Annotated in this window: 18 protein-coding genes; 4 read left to right on the top strand and 14 right to left on the bottom strand. The window is 40.2% G+C overall.

Annotated features, from left to right (window positions below; all coding sequences use genetic code 11):
- The first annotated feature begins 287 nt into the window (after positions 1-287).
- Positions 288-1,511, top strand: a complete 1,224-nt coding sequence (locus KZZ04_RS08520) for an EAL and HDOD domain-containing protein (RefSeq protein ID WP_058405085.1) — start codon at positions 288-290, stop codon at positions 1,509-1,511.
- A gap of 80 nt (positions 1,512-1,591) precedes the next feature.
- Here KZZ04_RS08520 and KZZ04_RS08515 read toward each other — a convergent pair whose 3' ends face one another.
- The 10 genes from KZZ04_RS08515 to ccmA are packed head-to-tail and all read right to left on the bottom strand — an operon-like array spanning position 1,592 to position 9,309.
- Positions 1,592-2,323, bottom strand: coding sequence for a VacJ family lipoprotein (locus tag KZZ04_RS08515; protein WP_008127611.1), 732 nt, complete (start codon positions 2,321-2,323; stop codon positions 1,592-1,594).
- A gap of 9 nt (positions 2,324-2,332) precedes the next feature.
- Positions 2,333-3,583: a c-type cytochrome biogenesis protein CcmI gene (ccmI, locus tag KZZ04_RS08510; RefSeq protein ID WP_219422413.1), complete on the bottom strand. Its 1,251-nt coding sequence runs from the start codon at positions 3,581-3,583 to the stop codon at positions 2,333-2,335.
- A complete protein-coding gene (locus KZZ04_RS08505; protein ID WP_058405083.1) occupies positions 3,584-4,045 on the bottom strand; it encodes a cytochrome c-type biogenesis protein in 462 nt (153 codons plus the stop codon).
- Positions 4,045-4,614, bottom strand: a complete 570-nt coding sequence (locus KZZ04_RS08500; RefSeq protein WP_058405082.1) for a DsbE family thiol:disulfide interchange protein — start codon at positions 4,612-4,614, stop codon at positions 4,045-4,047. Before KZZ04_RS08500 ends, KZZ04_RS08505 begins: the two co-directional genes overlap by 1 nt.
- Positions 4,611-6,581 (bottom strand): heme lyase CcmF/NrfE family subunit, encoded by a 1,971-nt coding sequence (locus tag KZZ04_RS08495; RefSeq protein ID WP_219422406.1) that lies wholly within the window; start codon positions 6,579-6,581, stop codon positions 4,611-4,613. The genes KZZ04_RS08500 and KZZ04_RS08495 overlap by 4 nt, the downstream gene beginning before the upstream one ends.
- 2 nt (positions 6,582-6,583) lie before the next feature.
- Positions 6,584-7,063 carry a cytochrome c maturation protein CcmE gene (gene ccmE / locus KZZ04_RS08490; protein WP_058405080.1) on the bottom strand — a complete coding sequence of 160 codons (480 nt, stop codon included), beginning with the start codon at positions 7,061-7,063 and terminating at the stop codon, positions 6,584-6,586.
- A complete protein-coding gene (ccmD, locus tag KZZ04_RS08485) occupies positions 7,060-7,263 on the bottom strand; it encodes a heme exporter protein CcmD (RefSeq protein WP_058405079.1) in 204 nt (67 codons plus the stop codon). The genes ccmE and ccmD overlap by 4 nt, the downstream gene beginning before the upstream one ends.
- A 2-nt stretch (positions 7,264-7,265) precedes the next feature.
- Positions 7,266-8,003: a heme ABC transporter permease gene (locus tag KZZ04_RS08480; RefSeq protein ID WP_058405078.1), complete on the bottom strand. Its 738-nt coding sequence runs from the start codon at positions 8,001-8,003 to the stop codon at positions 7,266-7,268.
- Entirely contained in the window at positions 8,003-8,689 is a 687-nt protein-coding gene (ccmB, locus tag KZZ04_RS08475) for a heme exporter protein CcmB (protein ID WP_219422404.1), read from the bottom strand. The genes KZZ04_RS08480 and ccmB overlap by 1 nt, the downstream gene beginning before the upstream one ends.
- The gene (gene ccmA / locus KZZ04_RS08470) at positions 8,689-9,309 is read right to left on the bottom strand and encodes a cytochrome c biogenesis heme-transporting ATPase CcmA (RefSeq protein WP_138527445.1); all 621 of its coding nucleotides are present in this window, start codon (positions 9,307-9,309) and stop codon (positions 8,689-8,691) included. Before ccmA ends, ccmB begins: the two co-directional genes overlap by 1 nt.
- Positions 9,310-9,422: 113 nt before the next feature.
- Between ccmA and KZZ04_RS08465 the strand changes: the two genes are divergently transcribed.
- Positions 9,423-12,047, top strand: coding sequence for a flagellar hook-length control protein FliK (locus KZZ04_RS08465; protein ID WP_219422402.1), 2,625 nt, complete (start codon positions 9,423-9,425; stop codon positions 12,045-12,047).
- A gap of 2 nt (positions 12,048-12,049) precedes the next feature.
- Positions 12,050-12,358, top strand: a complete 309-nt coding sequence (locus tag KZZ04_RS08460; RefSeq protein WP_058405074.1) for an EscU/YscU/HrcU family type III secretion system export apparatus switch protein — start codon at positions 12,050-12,052, stop codon at positions 12,356-12,358.
- A 31-nt stretch (positions 12,359-12,389) separates the two neighbouring features.
- On the opposite strand, the gene KZZ04_RS08455 is transcribed toward KZZ04_RS08460, so the two are convergent.
- Positions 12,390-12,926: a thioesterase family protein gene (locus tag KZZ04_RS08455; protein ID WP_058552256.1), complete on the bottom strand. Its 537-nt coding sequence runs from the start codon at positions 12,924-12,926 to the stop codon at positions 12,390-12,392.
- Positions 12,927-13,034: 108 nt separating this feature from the next.
- Here KZZ04_RS08455 and KZZ04_RS08450 point away from each other — a divergent pair, with 108 nt between their 5' ends.
- Entirely contained in the window at positions 13,035-13,529 is a 495-nt protein-coding gene (locus KZZ04_RS08450; RefSeq protein ID WP_219422400.1) for a hypothetical protein, read from the top strand.
- A gap of 25 nt (positions 13,530-13,554) precedes the next feature.
- Here KZZ04_RS08450 and tyrR read toward each other — a convergent pair whose 3' ends face one another.
- The 3 genes from tyrR to KZZ04_RS08435 all read right to left on the bottom strand — a co-directional run bounded on the left by tyrR (position 13,555) and on the right by KZZ04_RS08435 (position 17,037).
- Positions 13,555-15,111: a transcriptional regulator TyrR gene (tyrR, locus tag KZZ04_RS08445; RefSeq protein WP_006791402.1), complete on the bottom strand. Its 1,557-nt coding sequence runs from the start codon at positions 15,109-15,111 to the stop codon at positions 13,555-13,557.
- Positions 15,112-15,283: 172 nt separating this feature from the next.
- A complete protein-coding gene (bcsG, locus tag KZZ04_RS08440) occupies positions 15,284-16,864 on the bottom strand; it encodes a cellulose biosynthesis protein BcsG (protein WP_219422398.1) in 1,581 nt (526 codons plus the stop codon).
- Positions 16,861-17,037, bottom strand: a complete 177-nt coding sequence (locus tag KZZ04_RS08435) for a hypothetical protein (protein WP_201020874.1) — start codon at positions 17,035-17,037, stop codon at positions 16,861-16,863. The genes bcsG and KZZ04_RS08435 overlap by 4 nt, the downstream gene beginning before the upstream one ends.

Below are 17,037 nucleotides of genomic sequence, written 5' to 3'. Positions count from 1 at the left end.
ATATTGACTCTTAAAATTTTATAATAAAGTCACTATTAGGATAAAAGCATTCTTTTGGACTATATCATGCCTGCCATAAAAATCTCTATTTGTTGTATTTTCTTAGTTTAAAAATACTCATGTTGAAAACGATTGCTAAAAAAAGCGTTTTAACATGTACAAAATAGCTAAGCGCATTTATTTAATAATGCTATTTCATTATTTAGCAAAATATACAGCATGCTATTTTGTATGTTTTCTAATATATTATTACAATAGCGACTGACTTGACTGACACGGATTTTTTTATGTATTTTTATGCTGCGCGCCAACCTATTTTAAATCGTGATAAAGAGCTTATTGGCTACGAGCTTTTGTTTCGTGATGGCGTGGATAATGTATTCCCCAATATAGATGGTGACGAAGCAACTACGCGCTTAATTGAAGGCAGTCAGTTTAACTTTGGTTTAGAAGACTTAACCGATAACAAGCCTGCTTATATTAACTTTACACTAGAAACCTTACTTAAGGGTTACCCTACCCTATTGGGTAAAGACACCATTGTTGTAGAAATACTTGAAACAATTCAACCCGGTAAACGCTTACTTGCTATTGTTAAAGACCTAAAAGACAAGGGCTATACCATCGCGCTCGATGATTACATTCACCAGCCGGTATGGCGCCACTTTTATCCGTTTATCGATATTATTAAAATCGACTTTTTAACGTGTGATTTAGCAACAATAAAAACCATTATAAAAGAGCTAAAGGCACAACCGCATATAAAGCTTTTAGCAGAAAAAGTAGAAACATATGAAGCATACAGCTTAGCGTTAGAGCTTGGCTTTGATTACTTTCAAGGATTTTTCTTTTCTAAACCAGAAATGGTTAAAAGCAAAGCGCTACCGCCATCAGAAATGGCCCTTGCAGAATTACTCTACCAAACGTCAAGTGTAGAGATGGATCTTAAAAAAATCACCGATGTATTTGAACGTGATGTAAACCTGTCTTACAAACTACTTAGATACTCAAACTCAGCAGCTTTTACACGACGAGCGGAAATAAGCACAATAAAACAAGCGCTTATTGTTTTAGGTGCTCAAGAAATTAAAAAACTGCTCTCTTTGTTATTTGCTGCACAAGTATCGGCTGATAAACCGGTAGAGTTAATTAGATTATCTCTCACGCGCGCTCGCTTTTGTGAACTATTAGCTATTTCACATGGGCAAATGAAAGATACAGGCATGGCGTTTTTAACCGGTATGATGTCGCTAATGGATGCCATTTTAGATGAAAGTATGCAAAGTGTGATGCAAAAGCTTCCTTTATCTAACGACATTAAAGCGGCATTGTTAGATAACGAAGGATTATTAGCGCAATATTTAAACCTTGTTAAGCATTACGAAAAAGCAGATTGGTCACAAGCAAACGACATTTCTAAGGCACTCAATATTGCCGACCAAGTTCCTGATGCTTATCATGAAGCATTAAGCTGGGTTAACGAGCAAATGAGTTTGATGGTTAATACCTAAATATAACGTAGGGTACTTAGTAAACCTTATTTCATAATAAAAACGCCAGCATTTAGCTGGCGTTTTTACGTTTGATTCACTTATAAACTTTCTAGAAAGTCTTCATCAAAGTCGGCTGGCTCTTCTTTAATTGGCGGATTGCCATCGTAAAGCTCGAATAATTGACGTTGAAAATAAATATCTTTTACAAATAAGTAGGGGTCAAGTGAGTCATTTAAAAGCCCTTCTTGCGCCATTAAAGACGCGCGTGCTTCTACTGCTTTTAAAGCAAAAACTAACACAGTTTGTGGCGTAGTTAGGGCTATTTCTGGTAATACAAAATTATCTACTACGTCACCGGTTAAGTTTCTTGCTGTTGTTGGCCCCATTGCAGGTAGCATTAAGTATGCACCATCACCAATGCCCCACACGCCCATTGTTTGACCAAAATCTTCATCTACTCGATTTAAACCAAGAGAACTAGCGACATCAAAAATACCAAAAATGCCCACGGTAGAATTCACTAAAAATCGCGCAAGGCTAACACTGGCGTTACCCGGTTTGCCCTGTAGGCCCGCGTTTACCATATCAACCGGTGCCGTAAGGTTATCGGTAAAGTGAACAATACTTTGACGCACTGGCACAGGAGTCACAGCAACATAACCCACTGCTGCTGGGCGAAGTATGTAAGCGTCTAAAACATCCATATTAAAGTCATACAGCGGACGGTTAATACTTTGCAATGGATCTCTTTCATCGACTTTACTTTCTGGTACTTGCGCACAACCGGCAAGTATCAAAAAGCTTAAAAAAGCTAAACTTTGTCTTAACATGTGTCGTCCTTAAGGTATTAATGTATCAATTTGGAGTTGGTATTCACTTACGCTTTCACGCTTTAGTGAAGAAGAATGCCCTTCTAATTCACCTGAACTTGGCATAACAGAGTCATCTAACGAAACACGCGCCGATATAATAATATCTTCTGCGCTAGATAAGTTCATACCTTCAACCATGGCAGTGCTGTCGTTTAATTCAACTGTAATAGGAAATGAATACGAAGTGAGTTTTACAGCAGCAAGTGGCATTGGCGAACCGCTCGCGGCTTTTGCAAATACAAACAAAGTCCCTTCTTGCGGCAATTTACTAATAAGCTCACTGGCAACATTAACGGTAACAGCAATGCTATTGGCCTGAGTAACTGGCATTACAGAACCTTCGCTTTGCATTTGCAGTTCAATATTTGCAATACGCTGAGATATTAAGCCATAACGAGAATCATTTTTTTCCATACTGGCTAGCAATACTTCAAATGCAGCTTTGGCTTGAGGCCAGTCCTTTCGCTCGTAAGCAATCAGCGCTAATAACGAAATAGCATCTAAATTAGTGGGCTCTGCATTTAATACTTTTGACAACATACCCGCAGCACGTGTCATGTTGGCTTCGCTGCCTTCAAGGAGTAAAATTTGGCTGTAACTTATTAATACCTGTTTGTTATCAGGGTTCATGCGCAGTGCTTTATCAAATGATTGCTGAGCCATATCAAACTCATTCAGTGACATCGCAACACGACCGAGTAACATCCACGCCATTTCGTCATCGCCTGATCGACTCAACTTAGTGCGCAGTGCCAGTGCAAATGCTTGTAGCTCATTTTGAGTAAGCTGCTCGCCTTTTTGCATCACTGCGCGCTCACCGTATTCAGTCAGATTATCCATGGCATCGTGCCATGCTGATATTTGTTGTTGGCTACCCGTTAAACTATAAAAAATACCGCTTAGTGCAATAACAAATGCCCCCCCTGTCAGGGCAAAAATACGGTTGTTACCTTTACTAATCAATGATTTTTCTGGTGACAGCTCATTAAGTAAGCGGCGTTTTAGTTCAACAATCGATTCAGAATAGTTAGCATCATCTATACGTTGGTTATCTAAATCAGTCTTTAAATCGACTAAACGCTGTTCATAAATACTTATAAGCTCTGCATTTGCGTTATGAGTAATTGTTTTAACACGCTCTTTTTGCAAAAAAGGCAGCATAACAAACGCCAGTGCAATCAGTGTGAGTAAAGCAAAACACGCCCACATTAAAATCATTTAACTTTGCTCCTGACGTTTATTTTGTTCAATTAGCTTATTTAAAAGTACTTCATCTTGGTTGCTCCAGGTCTGCTTTACAGACGCTTTACGCTGACGAATTACAATAAAACCAAATCCAACAATAACAATGAGTACCGGCAATACCCAAAGTACCAGTGTTGCAGGTGTCACAGGTGGGTCGTAATGAACAAAATAACCATAGCGGTCAATCATGTAGTCAATTACTTCGTCTTTTGTGTTGCCTTCTTTAACTAGCTCTACCACTCTTTCACGAAGGTCTTTGGCAACAATAGCGTCTGAATCTGCAATATTTTGGTTTTGACACTTAGGACAACGAAGTTCTTTTGTAAGCTCTTCAAAACGAACCGCTTGCTCGTCGGTATCAAATACGTAGCGATCAGCTTGTGCTAATGCGCTTGTCGTTAGTAAAAGGCTGAGTGAAAACAATAGCCACTTCATTATTTCAGCTCCTGCATCATAGGTGCAAATTTAGAACGCCATACTCGTGGATTAATATCACCGGTATGGTGTAGCAAAATGGTGCCGTTTTTATCGATTAAAAATGTTTCTGGCGCACCCGATACGCCCAAATCTAACGACAGCGTGCGGTGTAAATCCAAAATATTAAACTGATAAGGATTACCCGCACGCTCAAGCATGTCTTGTACTTCAGTACGTAGTGCTTGCATGTCAAAAGGACCATCAAAGTCTGCGTCGTAACCTTGCACATAATACAAGCCAATAATTTTAACGCCTTGCTCTCGCAACTTTGTTAAGTAACCCAGCTCTGCTAAACAGGTTGGGCACCACGTGCCCCACACATTCAATAAATAAACCTCGCCTTTTAACGCTTCGTTGGTCCATTGCTTGTTGTCTTGCATTAAATCAGGAAGGGTAAAAGCCGGCATTTCATGGCCAATTCGCCCTGTTTGTATTTCACGTGGGTTTGCAAACAGCCCTTGGTACAAAAATATACAAATAAAAGCAAAGGCTAAAAGAGGCGCTATGGCTAACAATTTACGGTTCATAGCACGCTCTCCGCCGCAGCTTTTCGAGCTGTTTTTGCAGATGTACGGTAACGTTTATCAAACAAAATCATAAACCCTGCAAGTGAAATTAATACACCACCAATCCATAACCAACGCACAAACGGCTTATGGTATATGCGAAGCGACCAAGCTCCTTGGCTTAATTGCTCGCCTAGAGCAAGGTATAAATCACGTGTAAAACCAGCATCAATGGCAGCTTCTGTCATGAATTGCATGCCAATGTCGTATTTACGTTTTTCAGCGTACAAACGAGTCACTACGTCATCGTTTTTTAGCACCGTAACAACACCAGCATGGCCACTGTAATTAGGTCCACGAATTGTTTTAACGCCTTCAAAACGGTAGTTATATTGGTTTAGCTGCACTGTATCACCCTGCTTCATTGATACGTCGCGCTCAACCGAGTACGCAGAGGTTAGCGCAACACCCGCAATAACAAATGCCATACCAATGTGGCCCAACACCATGGCCCAATAACTAACACCTAAGCGTTTTAACCCTTCTTTTAATGAGCCATGCACTGCAGCTTTAGTCACAATGTCAATCAAGGTTGAAATGGCAACCCACACACCCAGCGTTGTTGCTAATAGCGTAAGTGGTGTGACTTCATCGTAAGCTGAAAATAACCATACACAAGTAATTGCCACACTGGCCAAAACACCCACTGCGATTTTATTTTGTAAAAACGCCCATTTGTTTTGCTTCCAGCGTAAAAAAGGGCCAATACCCATTAAAATAGCAAATGGCACCAGTAGTATTGCAAACATCTTATTAAAAAATGGTTCGCCTATAGAAATACTGCCTAAGCCCATTTCTTTATGCACCATAGGCAGCAGAGTACCTAGTAATACAATTAAGGTTGCCACAACTAAAAAGATATTGTTTAGCCATAATGCCACTTCGCGCGATACAAACTTGTATCGACCTTCGCTGTGAACCTGCGATACCCTAAGTGCATAAAGCGCTAAACCACCGCCAACAACTATTCCTAAAAAGGCAAGTATAAACAAACCTCTGTCTGGATCTGTTGCAAACGCATGAACAGATACAATAATGCCTGAACGCACGATAAACGTGCCTAGCAAGCTTAACGAAAATGCAGCAATTGCCAGTAAAACGGTCCACGATTTAAAAATACCGCGCTTTTCTGTCACGCTTAGCGAATGAAGCAAAGCGGTTGCAACAAGCCATGGCATTAGCGACGCGTTTTCTACTGGATCCCAAAACCACCAGCCACCCCAGCCAAGTTCTGCATAAGCCCACCAACTGCCAATTGTAATACCTAGGCTTAAAAAGCCCCACGCGGTCATTGTCCACGGGCGTGACCATTTAGCCCATGTATTGTCGAGTTTTCCAGTTAAAAGTGCTGCAATTGCAAACGAAAATGCAACCGATAAGCCAACATAGCCCATGTAAAGTAATGGCGGGTGAATAATCATACCGGGATCTTGTAAAAGCGGATTTAAATCTCGTCCTTCTACCGGAAAGTAAGGAAGTAAACGTTCAAATGGGCTTGATAGAAGTAAGGTATACATCATGAAGCCGACTCCTAAAAAGCCAAGTACACCTAAAACACGGGCACGTAAAACCCAAGGTAATGACTTTGAACGAGCAGCTACGACAGCAGTCCATCCAGCTTGCATCACTAACCAAAGCAAAATTGCTCCTTCATGGCCGCCCCAAGTCGATGTTATTTTGTAATACCAAGGCAGTGTGCTACTTGAATGATAAGCCACATATGACACGGTAAAATCATCAGTTAAACTTGCGTATATAAGCGCAGCAAACGAAATTAATACAAACGCAAACTGACCAATAGCTAAAGAGGGGGCTGCACGCATTAAGCGAAGATTACCTGTATGTGCGCCCCAAAGTGGAAAAATACATAATAAAACGCTCAGCACCATGGCGAGCGTTAAAGAAAAGTAACCAATTTCTGGGATCATAGCTAATTACCACTATCTAGGTTGTATTTTGGTTTTTCGTGCTTAATGCCTTTAACCGCCTCAGCAACTTCTGCCGGCATGTATTCTTCATCATGCTTGGCCAGTACTTCAAACGCTTCAATGACATTAGGTTCAATTAAAACACCTTGCGCAACAATGCCCTGCCCCTCGCGAAACAGATCAGGTAATATACCTTGGTACTTCACGGTAACTAATGGACCTGTATCAATTAATTTAAAGCTTACTTCTAAGCTTTTCTCGTTTCTATCAACAGACCCTGGGACGACCATGCCACCAATACGCAGTTTTTGGCCGATAAATGGTTTTTCTTTATTCGGGCCTTTGCCGTCAATCAATTCACTTGGGGTATAAAATAAGTTTATGTTTTCTTGTAAAGCGTAAAGCACTAAACCTATCGATGATCCCAAACCGAATAAAATAGCAACAATGACTAATAAGCGTTTTTTACGTCTGGGATTCATGATGCTTGCTCCTGCTTGGCTTGCTTAATACGCTCTTCGCGCACAATTTGTTGCTCTACTGAAGCCATAATACGTTTAGTATCTCTTAAAGAGCCCACTAAAATACCCAGTAAAATAAGTGCACATGTACCAAATGAAAGCCATACATAAAACCCATAGCCTCCCATTGCAATAAAATCAGAAAAAGAGTCAAACTGCATAATTACCCCCTATTAAGCAACTGGCGCACCCATGGGCGATGCTTTTCTCGTTGCAAAATTTCATTTTTAAGACGAATTAAAGTGACGGTGCCAACAAACGCTGCAAAGGCTAAAATATTTACCATTAATGGCCAAAACATGCTTGGGTCAACTGCATTGGTATTGAATTTAGTAATGCTTGCTCCTTGATGAAGGGTATTCCACCATTCAACCGAAAAGTGAATTATTGGTAAGTTAATCACCCCTACAATAGCCAAAATTGAAGCCGCGCGACCTGCCGCCTTTTTATCTTCAAAAGCGTGGTATAACGAAATGACGCCCAAATATAAAAATAATAAAATAAGCTCCGATGTGAGTCGTGCATCCCACACCCACCAAGCGCCCCACATAGGTTTACCCCATGCAGCCCCGGTTATCAGTGCTATTGCCGTCATACATGCGCCAACAGGGGCTATCGCAATTACGGCAAGTTCTGCATTTCTGAGTTGCCATACAAGTGCAACAATAGCTGCAATGGCCATAGAGGAATATGCCCCCATTGATAAAATGGCAGAAGGAACATGAATAAAAATGATACGGTAGCTGTCTTTTTGTTGGTAATCGGCAGGTGCAAAACCAAGCCCCCACACCCAACCAACGAGCATACTAACAACCGTAACTACGGCAAAATAAGGCAAGAACGTATTGCATAACTGGTATGCACGCTCTGCTTTAGCATAGGGATGTAACCACTTCCACATTAACTTATACTCACTTTTAAAGCTGACGATATGGCGATTGGTGCGCTAATAATAGCGATGACTAACATAGCACCAAGGATGGCAAGTTGCCCGCTATAATCCAGCGACATAACACTGGTATCGATAGCCGACGTTGCAAAAATTAGAACAGGAATGTACAAAGGCAGTACGAGTAAACTCATCAAAATACCCCCTTTTTGTAGCCCAACAGTCAGCCCAGCCCCTATTGCACCAATAAAGCTTAATAACGGTGTACCCAGTAATAACGTTAAAACAGTGGCCACCAGCGCATTACTGTCTAAGTTAAGTAACAACGCAAACAGTGGTGTCATGAGTACTAGGGGCAATCCCGTTACCACCCAATGGGCTGCTACTTTCGCAAGCACTGTGAGTGACAAAGGGTACGATGAGGCAATTAACTGCTCAAGAGATCCATCATTAAAATCATCTCTAAACAATTTATCTAAACCCAACATGGTAGAGAGTAAAGCGGCAACCCAAATAATACCGGGCGCCACTCTAGCAAGCAGACCGGGCTCAGGACCTATTGCTAACGGAAACAAAGAAATAACAATTAAAAAAAACAATATTGGGTTTACAATTTCAGCTCGCTGGCGAAAAGCAAGCTTCACATCTTTAATAAAAACCGCGCTAAATAGTAACCAATAAGAGTGTTGACGAGTCATCAGTGGCGATACTCCAATGTGACTGTTTGTAAATCACTAAAATGAGCGGTTAAATCTTGGTGAGTAGTTAATAGTATGGCGCCATTATTATTTAGATGTTGAGTAAATCGCTGCTGCAAAAATGCAACACCGCTTTTATCGAGTGCGGTAAATGGTTCGTCTAATACCCATAATTTTGCGTCGCTTAGCCACAGCCTAACTAATGCAACTCGTCGTTGCTGGCCTGCCGATAGCATTCTAACTGGCACGTCTTCAAGGCCCACCAAACCTAGCTTTGCCAAAATTGGATATAGGTCGGGCTCATTTGAATAGCCGTTGATGCGTAACCAAAAGCGTACATTTTCAACAGCGCTCAACTGTATGTTAACACCCGTTTTATGGCCTATAAAAAGTAAGTCGTGAGCAAACTCTTCATAGTATTTATTTATTGAGCGTTCTTGATACAAAACCTCGCCTTCATCAGGCGCAGAAAAACCGGCGATGATACGCAATAACGATGTTTTACCAGCCCCGTTAGGACCCGCTAATTGCATGATTTGACCGCTTTTAAGGCTAAAATTAAGGTCCGCAAACAAACAACGTTCTTGCTTGATGCAGGAGACGGACTTAATGTGTAACAAGATGACGATTCTCTCTGCCAAAAATTAGGCGTTAGTCTACCATAATGATAGGGTAATACGAATATTGCTTTAAAATCGATTCACTTAAAATAGAGAAAACTTGATTTAAAATAATGAATACGCCAACGCAAATAACATTATCTAATTCATTGGTTATCAATTCATCAACTAATAACCAAACCAATGAGTTACCACAATTACCAGGTGAAGTACTTGCGGCTAAAAACATTCAATTTTCTAAAGACTCCATCACTCTCGATGTACTTGTTAATAAGCATTGGCAAACTCTCAGGCTAGGTACAACCCATGCGCCTCAATCTTTAGACAAAATAGCCAGCGCTAATATTCAATTAAGTGCAGATGGTAAACAACTTGCTATTTTACCCAATGTAACAACACTCACAATTAACAAACCCGCTCAATTACAGCGCTTACTGAATTTTATTAGTACCGGAGCCGAGGTTGAAAGCAAACCACTTGCCGTTCAGGTTGCTTTAACGCCGGCACCCAAATTAATTATTGATAAGTTCAATGCCAGTATTGCCATTAATAAAGACGTGGCACAATTGCTCAGCACAGAGCAACCCTTAAAGCTCGTTATGAGCACCAGCAGTAAAGGGGCGCAGATTAATGTTATTAATCGCTTTGCTGATACTGTTCATACACAGCCGCTAAGCCAAACGAAGCTGGTTAAAATGCTAACAAGCTTGTTACCTAATGCACAACTACACGCAACACCAAAATTAGCCATTTTAACGCATCCTCAAAAATCAGGTTCTTTTACTACAACAGTATCGAACGCGCAGCTAGCTGAACTTCCTCGTTCGCCAGTAAAAGTAAGTCTAACAAATCAAGCAGACAAGCTAGTAATAAAAACACAAGCCGAAAACGTAAAAGTGATGCTAAGTAACTCTTTTTCCAAGCCCTTTAATGAATTACTGACTGCGCAACACGCTAATTTATCAACCTCACCCACACACAATAATAGCAGCATTAAAGTAAGCCCATTGGTGAGTACTCATAGCCCTATAAAATCGTGGCTTCAAACAAGTTTTAGTGATTTAAAAACACGAATTAATGATGCAGTTAGTTATTTTGAAAACAAATCGTTTGCAAACGAAAATAAAGCTCAATTCTCGCCATTACCCACTTTAAACAAGCAGTTAACAGCCGCCCCCCCCTTAACAAATAAAATTAATGTAATTGAGCATGCAGGTATACAAGTTGCTACTAATGCGCAAAAGCCCAGTGATGATCGTGCTAATATTTTACCTAAGCATTTCTCTCAAATGCCGCCTATTGTGCAGTTAACGCAGTTAATAAAAGCAAATGTCGCTGTTTGGCAATCTCCTAACGCCAAAGTTGTGAGTAGTCATTTGCAAATACCTAATGCAAAAACAACAAATACATCAGAAAATAAGCAGCCACAAATCGAAAAAGCCACTCAGCAAAGTAAAACAGCGGTAGGTACACAATCAGTTGCACCGTTAAGCACTCAAATAAAAGCAGAACACGCAGCCAAAAATACAGAGCAAGTATTAAAAAGCCCAACAGCCCAAGTTCAAACTACCTTGAATAACGAACTGCAAAAACAAACTAGAGTTAAAGAGCTAAATTCTCTGCCTCTAACAAAAGTGGGGCTTAGTCATATTGAACAAGCTAACACAGATAATAAACTGGCCACGCTGCCTATCACCAAACCTAATAGCCAAACAGCTCAGCAAACACACGTTGTATCTTTAACACCAACAAATGATAACCTTTTAAGTACAGTTTTTAATAACACAGCGACTATTGCTTCACAAAGCCAAATGCTTCAACCTATTGAAGCTAAAATATTAACACCGCTTTTAAAACTGCCACCATCGCATGACTCAACTCAAAAAATCTCAGAAGAAAACCCCCCATTGAGCAGTCAAATAGCCGATATTCAAGTTAAAGCCACTAAACAAACACCTGACCTTAATGCATTGGTTAATCAGGCTTTTAATCGGATGGTATCAAGCAGTAACGTCAGCCCGACTGCTGTGCAAAGAGAAATACTGGCGACATTGCAACCTCACACCTTAACGCATGACACCCTGCAAAGTAGCTTCACCAAAGGGCTTGAGCAGCTAGCCGTCAGTATTTTGGCCGCCCCTATTATTAACCAATCTGTAACCCCTATTACTTTTGAGTCAAAAACAGGTATTGATGCATTACTACAGGTGCTTATGCCTACATTTAAAACTGGCAAAACAAGTTCAAAAATACTCGAGCAACTGCAGCAATCACAAGTTCAAGCGCTTGCTGGAGAGCTTGTTCAGGTTAAAAACACGCTCACACAAGTTAATGCTTCAACACCTAACCAGCAACCTGAGAGTAACCCGCTGGCACAATTTTTATTGCCGATGAAATTACCGCCAGAAGCAGCCCAAACAGAAATAGCTCTTGGGCAATATAAAAAGCCATCGGCCGATAAACTAGAGCCGAAAAATGTATGGTTTGTTAGATTAAATTTTGATTATGCCGAGCTTGGACAACTGCAAATTACAGCCGAGCTAATGGACAAATCACTCGACTGTCAGTTACTCGCGTCAAGCCAAGAAGTGAGTGCTATTGCGCACCCTCACCTTGATAACTTGCGCTCAAAACTTGCTAAACACGGCTTACAAGTTGCCGAGCTAAACCTAAAACGAGGCGAAGCAACCCATGCTGCTTTTTATAAATCTCATGCAATTATTAATATTAAGGTGTAGTTATGAGTGCTCCCCCTAAAAGCAAATCGGCAATTGGCCTTTTATACGAAACCGGTAGCGCCCCCACTGTAAGTGCTAAAGGCTTTGGCGAATTAGCTGAAGAAATAATCGCGGCCGCCAAACAAAAAGGGATCATGATCCACGAAGACCCTGACTTAGCAAAAACCTTATCGCACCTCGAATTAGGTGAAGAAATTCCAAAAGAGCTTTATTTTGTGATTGCAGAACTGATTGCGTTTTCGTATGTATTACGTGGGCAATTTCCACCAGGATGGCAGGACTTTCAGGGTAAGTTGAATATAAAAGCTTAACATTAAGAAAGGCGCTAAGCGCCTTTAACGTTTACTTTGGTAAATTAGTCATTTTTTTCTGCTCAAGCATTTCTTTCCAATGCATTACTTCGCTTGGCAAAATAGGCGTTTTACCTTTAAAGCCAGCCACTTCAAGCATTTCTTCAATACTTATAACGCCTTTTTTGCTTTTAAATACACCACGCACGTAAGCTATAGCATGCAAACCTCGGTCAGAGTGGAATTTTTGCTCTATGTAAAAATACTTATGATCCCACCCTACTAACTTAGTGCTAATGGTGTATTTTTGCATCGGTTTTATATCACGAATATAAGTGATTGCTGTCGCATTAACGATAGGAAACCATCGGCGTTTCATTATTTGCTTAAGTAAACCAACCCGCTCGGTCATCCACGTTCGCGACAAGTCCATCATTGCCAAATAACGCGAATTAGTTAAATGCAGATTAATATCACAGTCAGTAGGGAGCGCTTTGTAGTCAATATCTACTGTATCGAGTAAATCTTGATAGTGTTTATTACGCTTAATCTTAAAAAATAATAATAGGAGTCGAATATATAAGTTCACAACAAAGGTCTTACCAGTAAAATTTAATTGAGTGTATCACAAGCACTTGCGAAGACGAATGTTCTCCCTTACTCTTAATTCACTCATATATATAAAAATAAAACGCTTATGAAACCTCTACTACATGTAATTACGTTTATTGGATTACTTCTACCAAGCTATTCGGCGCTAGCTGATTTTTCACTGCCAGGAAAAGGGACCATTACCTACTCCACTGGAATACAAAAAAACTTTGAATTTGGTTTTGCATGGCAGCAAAAAGCTGAACAATTTAAAATTGGCGCTAAAAGCTACGCTATGCAAAGCATTCCAAGTTCATACTCAGTGGCTATTACACTATCAAAAGATGAAAGCCAGGTATGGGTGCAAGAGTTTAACAATGGTTTTATTGAAGGGTTTAATTGGCAAATTGGCGAGCATACTGTGTTACTGAAAAAGCAAAAGTTTAGTGACCGAGTAAAAGGCGATTACGTTATAGAGTTAAATAACCGTAGTTACTTTTTTACCCGTAACAATGCCAGTATTGTTATAAACTTTAATGAAGACGGTATTGAAACTATTGCTATTGATGGTGTTACAAAAAATATGGGCACTAAAAACTAGTCCCATATTTTAATTTTAGAAAAATCTAAACCTTAACGGTTTTTCTATTAATACCGTAGTCGCGTAGCTTATTTGCCACTGCGGTATGACTAAGCCCTAAACGTTTAGCGAGCTGCCTTGAACTTGGGTAGGCAGGATAAAGCTTACGTAATAATGTGGCTTCAAAACGTTTTACTGCTTGATCAAGCGATCCCTCAAAGTCTGACTCCAAATACCCTAATTCATGGGTAAACGTAGGCAGTTGTAAATGCTCTAAACGTAACTCGCTGTCATCTAACAAGGACACTGCACGGTAAATCGCATTTTCAAGTTGGCGTACATTACCCGGCCATGGGTATTCTTGTAAAAAGCTTAAGCACTCTTGTGATAATAACGGAATGGCGTGGCCATTTTGCTGTGCGTATTTTTGAATAAAGTGCTCTGCGAGAGGCCCTACATCAGCTTTACGATCTCTTAATGGCGCAATTTCGAGTGTTAATACATTAATTCGGTAGTATAAATCTTCTCTAAAAACACCTTCTTGTACCATTGCGGGTAAATCTTTTTGAGTAGCAGCAACAATACGAACATTTACCTTTACTTCGTTCTCATCGCCTACTTTTCTGAAAGTCCCGTCTTGTAAAAAGCGCAAAAGTTTAGTTTGCAATTGGGTCGACATTTCACCCACTTCATCTAAAAATACAGTACCGCCATCGGCTTGCTCTAGTACACCGCGTTTAGGAGCTGCATTTTCTTCGTAACCTGCATAACCAAATAATTCAGACTCCGCTACATCGTCAGGTAACGACGCGCACGAAAGCGCAATAAACGGCTTAACTGATCGATTAGATGCATAATGACACGCTCGCGCAAGTAACTCTTTACCTGTGCCCGTTTCACCAGTAATGAGTATTGGGGCTTCTAGTTGCGCCATTTTTCGAGCTTCACGAACAACACGGCGCATTGCAGTACTAAAGTTATGAATGGTTGCAAAGCTCTCTTGTCCGTAGCGTCTGAATGCACTAACTTGCTGCCCTAAACGACTTTGCGACTTAATATTAATAACGGCACCAGCTAACACATCGCCTTCACTGCCTTGCGGCACAGCAATAGGCAGAATATCAGCAATAAAGTCTTCTCCAGCGACTTCAACTCGGGTGGTTTGCCCCAATACTTCTTTGCCTTCCAACCAACGAGTAAAGTTAAAGCCTTTGAGTAAGTTATTAATATTGGCACCAATTACTTCTTTTTCGCTTAACTGCAGGTCTTTACACGCAGCATCATTACATAAACGCACCCAGCCCTTAGCGTCAATAGAAATAACCCCATCAGGTAATGCACGTAATAAGGTATTTAATTCGTTATGCTCTCGTTCAGAAGGAAGAAATGCGGTAGTGCGTACATCATGCACACCATCAATAAGACGAATCGAAGGCATGATTTTTTGAAACTGCTCAAACTCAATTTCGGGAAAGCTCACATACATACGGCAATTAACAGAATCAACCTCAATACCTTTTAAATCAACACTGTAGTTAACTAAAATATTAAGGATTTCTTGGGCTATACCGATTCTATCAGCACAGTGAATATCTAGACGCATACATCCTCAAAGCAGGAAAAACTAAATTAGCCGAATAATACGCTAAGTCGCTTTGAGAAGGTAGCTTATTGTAAACATTTTTGGACAAACTTGCGTTTTAACTAAGGCGCAGGAATAACAGCCTAAATACGCTACGCAGCAGTGCTAGCCTACTGCATAGCTAAATTGTTTTTTAACCTTGAGGATAGGCAGACCATTCTTCGCCATCAAGTTGTATGTAAGGGCGTTTATTAACGTACATCATAATTGTACCCGCATTTTCGGCTACTTTTGATGCTTTAGGTAGGTTTTCTACTAAATTTGCAATGCTGTTGTTGCCACCAAAAACATTTGTTTCAAGTGCTTTAGCAACAATTTCAGACAGGGCAAAGTAGCTAGTCGATTCGTTAATCATAATTTGCGAGTAACTTTGAACATCCGGACCAATAAATTTAATAGCCGTCGGCACAGATACAATACTAGGGCTGGGTATTTCGCGAAGGCCAGCAAATTGAACTTTGTCACCTTTTAATGCTGCGCCATGCTCAGGCACTATCATTAACATGACGTTACGACCACGCTTTTCAAGGTTTTTAATAAAGCGGTTAATATCAGACAGTAAATTAGCGTGCCTGATTGGGTAACTTTCAAGGCTATTCATACGTTTTTGATTAGCTAACTGGTTACCGTCGTGCAAACTTGTTGTGTTGTAGTACATTGCACATGGCTTACAATCGTCAGCCTCATTTTCAAGCCAGTTGTTCAATACTGCCCCGTCAGAGTATATAGGGCTATTATCAAACCCATATTGAGCCACCGGCATTGAGCTGATATTAAGTGGTTTATTATTCAAACCACCAAATTGATCAATTAAACCTTTAAAGTTATCAAAATGCCCATCGTGGTTCATTACCACGCTACTTTGATACCCTAACTTTTCTAAGTTTTTGAATAAATAGCACTGCTCTGGTGCATCGTTAAATAAAGCGGTTTGACTGGTTTGCCCACAACTTGCTCGAAGCAACCTAATTGCGGCAGGCCCACTGTACGATGTAGCCGAATTAAAGTCTGAAAACACCACATCGAAGTCACTAAACATATCTTCAACACTGACACCAATGGCATTTAAATCATCAATTGCCATAGAGCAAATATTTAACACAATGACATCAAATAACTCACCATTTACCTGCGAAGGAAAGTGACTCACTAGGTGGCTTTGTTGCTGGTAAAAATCAGTGAGTTTTTGATCAGGTGTTTGAATGGCGCGAGTAATAACCTGTGTTTGTTGCTCAGGTTGATTATATGGGGTGGTATTCGCTGAGTTGTTTCCAGCAACAGTTGACGATTGTTCGCTATCTCCCTGCCAGCCAATAATAAGTAACCCCACAATGGTGATTGTTGTAAAGCGTAACCACTGCGATGTGTACCAAAAGCAGACTGTGATAACAAATAATGCTAATAACATATCAACACTAATTACGCGTGCTAAAAGCTCAATAAAATAGCCGAAGCTAAAATCTTGAACATTACCTGCTTGTTTAGTTAGTCTATTTAAAGGCGGTAACCACGAGTCTTGATATAATATTACAATTGCCAAAGAGCCGCCAAATACGTGCTTTGCTTTTTCGATTATTGTTTTTTTGAACTTGATTGCTAAAAAAGCAGCAAGTGCAGCATTGGTCAGTACATTAAAATCAATTGCACCATAGTAAAATAGGGCAAATTTAGCCAGAAAATAAAGGTTCCAAGCTCCTAAACCTGATAATTTCACTGCTCATCCTTTTTTTTGTTATTGGGTGTGTAAGGTTCAAGTACTTCATGTTTAAAAGTAAGCTTGTAATAATATTTTTTTACTCTGGCTAGTATGTAAGTTGCTGACATGCACAACATAATACCGACGAGCATAGCCAAAATAGCGGTAATAAAAAGCTGATCAATACTCAT

Origin of the sequence: Pseudoalteromonas sp. CR1, assembly GCF_019392235.1 — a bacterium.
Taxonomy (GTDB): Bacteria; Pseudomonadota; Gammaproteobacteria; order Enterobacterales; family Alteromonadaceae; genus Pseudoalteromonas.
The sequence above is the reverse complement of the archived record's forward strand: the minus strand, read 5'-3'. Positions and strand labels throughout refer to the sequence as shown.